The 9941-nt window shown below is 61.5% G+C and carries 11 protein-coding genes, 1 tRNA gene and 2 pseudogenes; 3 read left to right on the top strand and 11 right to left on the bottom strand.

The features are described 5' to 3' along the window. Positions 1-122: 122 nt before the first annotated feature. Together HKD31_RS16050 and HKD31_RS16045 are read right to left on the bottom strand one after the other, a co-directional pair. Positions 123-347, bottom strand: a pseudogene (locus HKD31_RS16050) (WYL domain-containing protein); the annotation flags it as partial. Positions 348-497: 150 nt separating this feature from the next. Then, on the bottom strand, positions 498-785 hold the full coding sequence (locus tag HKD31_RS16045) for a helix-turn-helix transcriptional regulator (protein ID WP_228120343.1): 288 nt from the start codon (positions 783-785) through the stop codon (positions 498-500). Between the two features lie 68 nt (positions 786-853). On the opposite strand from HKD31_RS16045, the gene HKD31_RS07790 reads away from it, so the two are divergent. Continuing rightward, the gene (locus HKD31_RS07790) at positions 854-1252 is read left to right on the top strand and encodes a VOC family protein (RefSeq protein WP_194264692.1); all 399 of its coding nucleotides are present in this window, start codon (positions 854-856) and stop codon (positions 1250-1252) included. A gap of 145 nt (positions 1253-1397) precedes the next feature. After that, positions 1398-2054 (top strand): annotated as a pseudogene (locus HKD31_RS07785) (IS5 family transposase); the annotation flags it as partial. Positions 2055-2224: 170 nt separating this feature from the next. Here HKD31_RS07785 and HKD31_RS07780 read toward each other — a convergent pair. From HKD31_RS07780 to HKD31_RS07740, 9 genes are all read right to left on the bottom strand, one after another. Beyond that, entirely contained in the window at positions 2225-2383 is a 159-nt protein-coding gene (locus tag HKD31_RS07780) for a hypothetical protein (protein WP_194264693.1), read from the bottom strand. Positions 2384-2387: 4 nt separating this feature from the next. After that, entirely contained in the window at positions 2388-2630 is a 243-nt protein-coding gene (locus HKD31_RS07775; protein ID WP_011253361.1) for a hypothetical protein, read from the bottom strand. 144 nt (positions 2631-2774) lie between these two features. Further along, a complete protein-coding gene (gene rpoN / locus HKD31_RS07770) occupies positions 2775-4091 on the bottom strand; it encodes an RNA polymerase factor sigma-54 (RefSeq protein ID WP_194264694.1) in 1317 nt (438 codons plus the stop codon). Positions 4092-4100: 9 nt separating this feature from the next. Next, positions 4101-4856 (bottom strand): LPS export ABC transporter ATP-binding protein, encoded by a 756-nt coding sequence (gene lptB / locus HKD31_RS07765; RefSeq protein ID WP_194264695.1) that lies wholly within the window; start codon positions 4854-4856, stop codon positions 4101-4103. Next, complete coding sequence (locus HKD31_RS07760; protein ID WP_041112096.1) at positions 4853-5812, bottom strand: LptA/OstA family protein; 960 nt, start codon at positions 5810-5812, stop codon at positions 4853-4855. Before HKD31_RS07760 ends, lptB begins: the two co-directional genes overlap by 4 nt. Continuing rightward, the gene (lptC, locus tag HKD31_RS07755) at positions 5809-6615 is read right to left on the bottom strand and encodes an LPS export ABC transporter periplasmic protein LptC (RefSeq protein WP_228120342.1); all 807 of its coding nucleotides are present in this window, start codon (positions 6613-6615) and stop codon (positions 5809-5811) included. Before lptC ends, HKD31_RS07760 begins: the two co-directional genes overlap by 4 nt. Then, the gene (locus tag HKD31_RS07750; protein ID WP_194264812.1) at positions 6612-7610 is read right to left on the bottom strand and encodes a KpsF/GutQ family sugar-phosphate isomerase; all 999 of its coding nucleotides are present in this window, start codon (positions 7608-7610) and stop codon (positions 6612-6614) included. Before HKD31_RS07750 ends, lptC begins: the two co-directional genes overlap by 4 nt. A 19-nt stretch (positions 7611-7629) precedes the next feature. Then, positions 7630-8274, bottom strand: a complete 645-nt coding sequence (locus HKD31_RS07745) for a ribonuclease D (RefSeq protein ID WP_011253367.1) — start codon at positions 8272-8274, stop codon at positions 7630-7632. Positions 8275-8337: 63 nt separating this feature from the next. Next, positions 8338-8424 (bottom strand) — tRNA-Leu (locus tag HKD31_RS07740). A 109-nt stretch (positions 8425-8533) separates the two neighbouring features. Between HKD31_RS07740 and HKD31_RS07735 the strand changes: the two genes are divergently transcribed. Then, the gene (locus HKD31_RS07735; protein WP_228120340.1) at positions 8534-9556 is read left to right on the top strand and encodes a complex I NDUFA9 subunit family protein; all 1023 of its coding nucleotides are present in this window, start codon (positions 8534-8536) and stop codon (positions 9554-9556) included. Positions 9557-9941: the final 385 nt, after the last annotated feature.

The raw sequence follows: 9941 nt of genomic DNA, 5'->3' as shown, positions 1-9941 counted from the left end.
ATAGTACTTCCCTCCTGAGCAGATTATTTCCACTGCCGGCTCTCTTTCTGCTCGTCATGGCCAGGTCTGTTTTGTGGAACGGGCCATGACCGAACGGATGGCTGGAATGAGACAGAAAACAATTAACCTGCTGAACAACTCATAAGCCTTGCAAGTTCGGATGTGCGTCGCGCGCTCCAGCGCCGGAGCAATCGGGAACGAGGCTCGTCTATCTGCTCAGCCAGCATTTCTACCGCGTATATCCGATCGGTACGGAAATGGCGGAAGCCCTGACGTAGCTCGCACCAGGCGCTCAACATGCATGTGATGTCCGAATAGCCGAGAACGACTGGCCATACTGTACGCTCGGTTGGTTCGCCCTGTCAGCCATGTCTTGTGATGCATCGAGAGGCAGTTTCGCGGCTGTGCTTGGAGTGCTGATAAGCGGCTGTAAGGGCGCGGGTACAACCGCAGCAACCTTGGCGAGAACGTCCAATGCGGCGTGTGACAGCGTCTTGTCACCGTGGGCCGCTACCCACCGCTCCCAGAACGATTGCTTCAAGTTCAGCCGGGAGCAATGCGAGCGGCGGCATGTCATATCCGGTTCCCAGAACGTAGCCAACGCCAGCTTCACCTGAAATGGGGACGCGCTGCCCCGTCAGATGCGCGACGTCGCGGTAAATCGTGCGGATCGAGACTTCCAGTTCGTCGGCCAGTATCCTCGCCGTGACGGGGCGGGACGACCGACGCAGGAGCTGGATAATCTGAAAAAGGCGATCGGTGCTGCGCAAAGGCTCTGCAATCATGCTGACAGAATGCTGTCAGCGTGATTGTGCCAAAAGGCGGGGAACACAACCTCCGCAGGAACCGACCGATGACCTTTGCCTCCATACGTCTGATTGCCGCCGACATCACCACGATGGTGGCCTTTTACGAACTGGTGACCGGGCAGTCTGCCGAATGGCTTGCGCCCCAGTTTGCCGAAATCGTAACCCCTGGCGCGACACTTGCGATCGGGAGTGCCGAGACGGTAGCGCTGTTTATGGAAGGGAGTGCCGAACCAGGTGCCAATCGCACGGCTATCCTGGAATTCAGGGTCGATGACGTGGATGCCGAGTTCACGCGTCTGAAAGACAAAGTGAACGTTGTGATTGCGCCGAAACTGCTGCCTTGGGGTAACCGCACGGCCCAGTTCCGTGATCCCGAGGGCACGATCATCAGCCTGTTCACGCCGGTGACGGAGGCTGCCCGCGCCCGTTTCGGGAGCCGGTGACAAAGCACGGCCTAGGTGATGCGTAACTCCGGGTAGCACTAAACCACCAGACACTTGCTGATGCCGGACTACGTATGGACCGTGCTGGAGCCTGTTTGAAAAATCGTTCTGATGTGTTTCAGGCTCTGGATGTGGCCGCCTATGAGAGGTCGAATTCCGTGAAGTGATCAATGCGGTGCGCTATCTTGTTCGGTCAGGCTGCGGTTGGCGCATGCTGTCGATCCACTTCGGGCACTGGCGCACGGTCTATGGCTGGTTCCGCGAACTGGTGCGACAGTTCCTGTTCCAGACCATTCATGACGTTGAACGGATGCTCGGCAGAGAGCATGTAGGCCGTGAGGCCAGTCCAACAGCGGCGGTGATCGACAGCCAAAGTATCAACGCGCCTCATGCAAAAGCAAGGGAGTATGATGCCGGCAAGGAGGTCGTTGGAGGCAAGTGCCATATTGCTGTCGATACGGACGGGCGCCTCCTGATGGTCAATCTGATGCCGGCCGATATCTCCGACAGTGCCAGCGCTCAGATGAGTCTGGATGCAATCCGCAAGCGTTGGCCATGGGTGGAAGCATCTGTTCGCCGATGGCGCCTATGATCGCCTGACGTTGATGGACAAGGCGACTTATCTGGATTGCATCGTTGAGATCATCCGCCCCCGCGACGCTGGGTGGTCGAAAGGATTTGCGGCTGGATGATCCGCCGGCGGCGGCTCGGATGTGATGACGAGCGCCGCGTCGACGTGTCACAGGCCATGATCTTCGTCGCCATGAGCGCCAATCTCATGCGCAGGAATGCTCACTCCTGATTTTCCAAACAGGCTCTTATATAGGTAACTGACGTCTGTTTACCGGAACCCTCGGGATGAGGAAACATGTCTGTAAAGTGGCGAGAGCAGACCTGCGGTTTAAAGACGGAAAGGGACATTTCTACAAAAAGAAAAGACAGTTTTTGACGTGTCTCTTACCGCGCAAAGTATCAATCCTGAAGTTCAGACTGGATTTTCTTGATTTCAGCCTTCAGAGCATGGATGCGCTCCGGATCTGATTTCTCAGCACGAGCGAGGTCGCGTTCGACTTCCTTCAGGCGCTGCTCGAGTTTCTGCTGGGGCGGGAGTGCGTGGGAATGGCCGGTCATGGTCTTACTTCCGTGTCAGGATCTGGGTGGCGAGAGCCGTGATGTCGGCGCTTTCGATGCCTTCGGGATTGCGAAGGGCGCGTTTGGCGATTTCCTTCTGCTCCTCGGTCGCGCCTTCAGCGCCCTTGAGAACGAAATGAGCCAGTTCCTCGACTTCGCTTTTCGTCAGCAGCTTGGGCTGACGGTGCGCCTTTTCGGCAAGATGATGAAGGCTTGAGGATTCGTGGGGAACGGGATCGTTGGACATTAGAAATATTCCTGTCAATTCAGCACCCATAACGGCTGCCGTCTGTCTGTTAAACGTGGTTTGACATGAATGATTTTCAATAGAGATATCGAAAAATGCTCTGTCGCCAACCGTATTGGTCGGAAGCAGAACTGGCCCATTTTCTCAGGACGTGCGGCGTAGTCTCTTCCGTTGACTGGATTTCGCGATTCCGAGACCTTCGCGATATTTGGCGACGGTACGGCGCTGGATGGAAAATCCTTCCTTTTGCAGCAGGGCTGTCAGAGCGTCGTCGGACAGGACGTTGTCGCCCTCGGCGGCTACCAATGCCTGGAGGCGATGCTGGATGGCATGGGCACTCTGGGTGGTGCCGTCTTCGGATGTCAGGGCGGTTGAGAAGAACAGTTTGAGCGGAACAGTCCCGCGGGGCGTATCGATATATTTGCTGCTGACGATGCGGCTGATGGTGCTTTCGTGCAGTTCCGTGCGTTCGGCAATTTCACGCATGGTCAGGGGGCGGAGCGCGGTGGGGCCATCGCGCAGGAAGGCAGCCTGATGCTGGACGATGGCGCGGCCGACGGTCAGGAGCGACTGTTTGCGACTGTGCAACGCGCGGATGAGGGCTGTTGCTTCGCCTGCGTAGGCCAGCAGCCTCCTGCTCGCTTCCGTGTGGCCATCGATCTGCGCGCGCAGTGTGTCGTCGAGCCGGATTGCTGGCAGCAGACGCGTGTTGAGGGTCAGGCGGAAGCCGGTGCCATTGGGACGGACGATCAGATCCGGTTCAACAGGCGGTGCGGGTGGCGGCAGGCTGAGGCCAGGGCGCGGATCGAGGGCCTGGATCTCGGCCAGCATGTCCAGCAGGTCATCCTGATCGAGAGCGCATTTTTCACGCAGTCTGCGCCAGTCCCGTCGGGCGAGCAGATCCAGATTGTCGAGCAGGGTCTGCATCGCGGGATCGAGGCGATTACGGACCCGAAGCTGGGCGGCCAGACACTCTTCGAGTGAACGGGCGAAGAGACCTGCGGGTTCGAGATGCATGAGAGTTTGGCGGATCGCTTCGAGTTTCGGTGCGTCCACGCCCAGTTCGGCAGCAAGGTCCGTAACGGAGACGGGGAGGCGGCCGGTTTCGTCGAGACTGTCCAGCAGATGAAAGGCGGCGTGCTGCTCCTCCGGGGGGATGGAGTGGCGGATCTGGAGGATCAGCTCGTCGCGGTCGGACGGAAGCGGAGCGGCGGCTTCCGGGCGGTCGGAGGCGGTGGTGAAGCGGTCCGGGTCGTCGTCGTGAAAGTCTTCCGACGTGGGTGCGGCTTCAGGAGCTGTATCGCCGGGCTCCAGGATGAGGAGGGGGTTGGTTTCGCAGACCTGCCGGAGATGCTGGGCAAGATCGGTCTGCGTATATTGCAGCAACGCAATCGCCTGACGCAGTTGGGGCGTCATGACGAGAGACTGCGACTGACGCTGGATCAGGCCCGGGACAAGCATCCCGGCATGTTACAGCGAGAAATTCTCTCCGAGATAGACCCGACGGACGTCTTCGTTCGCGACGATGGCTTCGGGGGTGCCTTCCATCAGCACCTGACCGCCATGCATGATATAGGCGCGGTCAATGACCTCGAGCGTTTCGCGGACGTTATGGTCCGTAATCAGCACGCCGATGCCACGATCCTTCAGATGCGAGACGAGATCACGGATTTCTCCGACGGCGATCGGATCGATGCCGGCGAGAGGTTCATCAAGCAGGATGTAGTTCGGCTGGCTGGCGAGTGCGCGGGCGATTTCGAGACGACGACGCTCACCGCCGGACAGCGCGAGTGAGGGCGAGCGGCGCAGATGGGTGATGCCGAACTCGGCCAGCAGGCCGTTGAGCATCAGGTCGCGCTTTTCCGGATCGGGCTCGACGACTTCGAGGGCCGCCATGATGTTCTGCTCGACGTTCAGGCCACGGAAAATGCTGGCTTCCTGCGGCAGGTAGCCGACGCCGAGGCGCGCTCGGCGATACATCGGCAACTGCGTGATGTCGGCGCCGTCCAGCGTGATGGTGCCGGTGTCGGGCTGCACGAGGCCGACGATCATGTAGAAGCTGGTCGTCTTGCCGGCGCCGTTCGGGCCAAGGAGGCCAACGGCTTCGCCGCGCTGGACCTGAAGCGACACGTTTTTGACGACAGCGCGCTTCTTGTAGGACTTGCCGATGCCGCTTGCGACCAGGCCGGTGGAGGGCGGCTGAGGGGGAATATAGCTGTCTGTCACTTGGGTGCCTGGCTGCTGTTGGCCTCGTTCGGCACGACGAGCCCCTGAATGGGCGAGTCCGTGCCCGGCAGCATGGTTGCAATGCCGGTCTTCATGTTCACGATGGCCTGCGAGCCGTTGTTCTGGTTCTGGCCCTGCGTGACATGAACATGTCCGATCAGACGCGCGATCTGGGTATCGAAAACATAGACGCCGCGGTCACCGGTACCGGTCTGGGTCTGGGTGCGCAGGACGACGTGGCCCCAGCCATAGGCGCGGTCGAGCTTCGAGGCGCCGCCGCCCATTGGATTGGAGGAATCGGCGGCCTGTGCCGGCTTGGCCGACTGCGGCGTGCCGGGGGCCGGGGCATCGCTGGGTTTGCTGAAGGAAACCAGTACGTCCGCCTTGACCTGCTTGCCGTCATTGGTGGTGACAGTGGCGTCACCCCGGCCAACCGACATGCGTGTTTTCGAGTGATATTCCATCACGTCACGTGCCGTCAGGACGTCCTGCGGGGTCGTCAGCTTCAGATGCTTGCCCGTCATGACCATGACCGCCTGGTCCATGTCGTACAGGGCATGATCGCCCCAGCCCTGATCGGTCTGGTTGTAGATATGAACGTTGCCGCGAGCCTCGATCCGGTACAGCTCAAGGGAGCCTCCCATCGGGTCGCCGCTGTTATCCTTGGCGTTGGCCGGGGGTGGTGGAGGAGCAGGCTGCCCCGGAGGCGGTGTTTTCTTGCGCAGATATCCGATCAGCGTATCCGCATCGACCGTCACATCTCCACGCACGGCCCGCGCGCCGCCCGTAAGCGTCACGGTCTGGGCGTTGCGGTCATAGATCTCTTCTTTTTTCCAGAAGAGCTGGACGGCTTCGCCGTGGGACATGTCCAGTCCGTCCGCATGCGCCGGGGCGGGGGGAAGTGCGAGCGGCAGGGCGATGAGGAGGGGGAGGAGGGCTGCGGGGCGGGGGGTCATTTTTCGGTCTTCAGTCCTTGCAGGTGCAGGCGGGCCGCCGCACTCGGAGGGCCGTTGTCATCGTTGCGGACCGTCAGTCCCGGTCCTGTAAACTGCATGATACCTGCATGCTGGTCCAGAAAATAGCCTTGGGCGTCCTGCCGGCCGAAGGGGCCTTCCGCGTGGACCCAGTCGCGGGATGCGATCACGTCGGCCTTGAGGTCCAGATCGGCGGAGGGGCCGTTCATGAGGAGGCCGTCGTCACGGTAGAGCACGACGTTGTCGTCGAGATCGAGCGTCTGTTCGTGCTGCATGTAGACGCCGCGGTCGGAGCGTATATGGGCCCAGGAATTGCCGGAGAGCTGGATGTCGGCGACGGGATCGACCAGGTCCACGCGATCGGGGCCCTGCTGGTGGGTGGTGCGGGCGGTGATCATGTAGGGGTGGTTATGGGCATCGAGGCCGCGATAGGTGGCCTGTTCCATGTTGCCGCTTTCCACGCGCAGGCGGGCCATTTCCTTCAGGGCGGCGCGGTTCTGGTTCATGAGATGGGAAATCTCGGGCCAGGCGGCGATGGAGCTGAGCAGGACGAGGGCCAGGCCCGGCAGCGCCCATTTGGCGAATCCCAGAAGGGAGCGGCGGCGGGCGAGCTGTTCGGCGTCGGGGGCCTGGCGGATGCGCTGGAAGGCTGCGCGGCGCAGGCTGTCGAGGCGGGCGAGGCTCTCGGCGCGGTCGGGATCGAAATCCTCGCGGCGGATGCGGGGCTCGCCGTTTTCGGAACCCGGAGCGTTGGGGCCGGGAGCGTCCGGGTTGGGGCCGTTCATGACAGGCCGCTTCGCAGGAGGTCGTGGACGTGGACGATGCCCGTGGGGCGGCGGTCTTCATCGACGATGAAGAGGCTCGTGATGGGGCGCTCGCGCTGGTTCATGAGCTGCAGCACGTCCTGCGCCAGCGTGGTGGGGGTGGCGGTGACGGGGGCGGCGTTCATGACGTCCTTCGCCGTGGTCGTGTCGAGGTCACCGGAGAGGGCGCGGCGCAGGTCGGCGTCCGTGATGAGGCCCTGAAGTACACCATTGTCATCAGTCACACCCATGCACCCGAATGACTTGTGTGTCATCTCGAGAATGACGGAGCGCAGCGGGAGGCTGCCCTGTCCGAGAGGCAGGGCGTCCCCCGTGTGCATCAGGTCGCTGATGGGGCGCAGGCGGGCGCCGAGGAGGCCGCCGGGGTGGAAGGCGCCGAAATCGCGGGCCGTGAAGCCGCGTTTTTGAAGCAGCGCGAGCGCGAGCGCGTCGCCGAGGGCGAGTTGCAGCAGGGTGCTGGTTGTGGGCGCCAGGCCCATCGGGCAGGCCTCGGTGCTGGTGGGGAGGACCAGCGGGATTTCGGCGGCGCGGGCCAGGGCGGAGGTGCCGACCGAGGTGATGGCGATCACGCAGTGGTTCTGCCGGGCGGCATAGGCCAGAATCGCGGCGAGTTCGGTGGTTTCGCCGGAATTGGAGAAGGCCAGGATCAGGTCGCCCGGGGCCACCATGCCGAGATCGCCATGGGCGGCTTCCGCGGGGTGCAGGAAAAGGGAGGGCGTGCCGGTGGAGGCGAGGGTGGCCTGGATCTTGCGGGCGATATGGCCGGATTTGCCGATGCCGGTGACGATCAGGCGGCCTTCGCTTTCGGCGATGCGGTTCACGGCCTCGCAGAAGGCTTCCCCGAGCGGGCCGGAGAGGGCGTGTTCGAGGGCCTGAAGACCTTCGCGCTCGATGGAGACGGTCTGGAGCGCCGAATCGAGCGCAGTACGGAAGGGGCGGGGCGACGGACGGTGCATGTTCAGGCCAGGCCGGAAATCAGGCGCGGTGCGAGAAAATGTCGGGCTCTTCGTAGCCCATGAGGTCCAGTCGGCAGCGGGCCGGAAGGAAATCGTAGCAGGCCTGCGCGAGGTCACGGCGGTTTTCACGGATCAGCATGGCTTCGAGCTTATCCCACAATGCGTGAAGATACAGCACGTCCGATGCGGCATAGCGGAGCTGGTCGGGGGTGAGGGTTTGTGCGCCCCAGTCCGAACTCTGCTGATGTTTGGAGATTTCGACACCCAGAAGGTCGCGGCACAGATAGGCTAGGCCGTGGCGGTCGGTGAAGGTGTAGACCAGCCGGGCGGCGATCTTGGTGCAGATGACCGACGGGATCGTGATGTTGAAGGCGTTCTGCAGGACTGCGACGTCAAAGCGTGCGAAATGCATCAGCTTGGTGACGGAATCGTCTGTCAGGAGGGCCTTGAGATTCGGGCAGTCATAGCCGCGGCCGCCCATGGAGACCGGCTTGATCTGAACGAGATGAGCTTCACCGTCGCCGGCTGAGAGCTGGACGAGGCAGAGGCGGTCACGATGGGGATTGAGACCCATGGTCTCGGTATCGATGGCGACAAGGGGGCCGAGATCGAAGTCGTCTGGCAGATCGCCGTCATAAAGATGGATGGCGTTCTGCTGGCTCATTCTATTGTCACCAAGTTTTTTTGATCACCAGAGGATCGAGGCGATATGTCGCCTGATCGTCTGTGGTGCCCAGAAGAAGACTCGAACTTCCACGTCCTTTCGGACACAGGTACCTGAAACCTGCGCGTCTACCAATTCCGCCATCTGGGCTCAGAAAGCACCGGGTTTTTTCAGTTTCCTGAGGCATCCCGGCTCGGTGAAGAGGCGTTTACCCCTGCACGTGTGGGGCGTCAACAGCCAAACTGAAAGAAAAGCAAAAATGCGTACAAATTTTTCCGTAGAGGGCACCGGTGGCGGCATGGATGACGGGATTTATGAGGGGAGCGGGCCGGACAGGGGCGCGCGGTCCGTGGGGCGCGTTGTGGCAGTTCTGGGCGGCGGGGGCTTTGTTGGCCGCGAACTGGTGGGCCGGCTGGTGGCGTCGGGGCATGTGGTGCGCGTCGGCAGTCGCAATCCCGAGGGCGATCAGGCGCTGGCCCGCTTTCCGGGTGACGGGCGTGTGGAATTCATCAAAGCGTCCGTGAATGATGCGGACTCGCTGGAGCGTCTGTTCAGCGGGGCTGATGCGGGAATCAATCTCGTGTCGATCATGTCGCCGGATGTGAAGGCGATGCATCGGGTCAATGTGGAAGGGGCGCGGCTGGCGGCGCTGGTGGCCCGGCGCGAGGGGGTGGAGCAGTATCTGCACATGTCGGCCATCGGGGCTTCGATACAGTCGCCGGGAAATTACGGGCGCAGCAAAGGGCTGGCCGAGCGTGTGGTGCGGGAGGTGTTTGCGGAAGCGGCGCTGTTGCGGCCTTCGGTGATTTTCGGGCCCGAGGACAGTTTCTTCAATATGTTCGCGCTGATTGCCAAGCTCTCGCCCGTGTTGCCGGTGTTTGCGGCGGGGACGCGGTTCCAGCCGGTTTATGTTGGGGACGTGGCGCGGGCGGCGATGGCGCTGGTGACGCCGGAGCGTGCTGGCATGACGGTCGAGGCGGGTGGGCCGGATGTGCTGACCATGAAAGAGCTGATGGCGTTCGTGCTTGAGGCTTCGGGGCGGCGTCGCTTCCTGTTGCCGGTGCCGGACTGTGTGGCGAAGCTCGAGGCGGAAATCCTGGAGCCGTTGCCGGGGCATCTGCTGACGCGGGATCAGGTTGTGATGATGGGGCTGGATAATGTGGTGCAGCCGGGGGCGGATGATCTCCAGTCTCTCGGGATTACGCCGACGGCGATGCGGAGTGTGGTGCCGGATTATCTGAAAGGCAGTATTTGTGAGAGCTGGCGGCGGTTCCGTAAATAACGGGCTGTTGCCCTGACTTGTCCTGCGAGGGGTGGGGCGAAGATTTTCCGCTTTGATTGGGGGTGTCCGCCGGGAAAACTTGCGGCGGACTGAACGGCAACGTAACGTCTTTTTGCGGCCTGTTTCAGGCAGGAGTTCAGCCCTGGACTTGGTGGAGCAAAGTTGGTGCGGAAAATTTCTTTAGCCATTCTGTGTTGTTCACTACTGACTTCAGGCTGTGCGCAGAAGCCGGTCCCGGTTATGATTGGCAATAAATATTACCTTGCTGGCGATAATCTCTGTGTGAAGTACAAGGTTTTGCCAGATGATTCGATCTCGTGTCTGAGTAAATGGGATAAGGTCACTGGCTCTAGATATGCCATGACGGATCGACAGCTGAGTGATT

The organism is Gluconobacter potus, assembly GCF_015244705.1.
GTDB lineage: Bacteria > Pseudomonadota > Alphaproteobacteria > Acetobacterales > Acetobacteraceae > Gluconobacter > Gluconobacter potus.
This window is presented reverse-complemented; position numbering and strand designations above follow the sequence as displayed.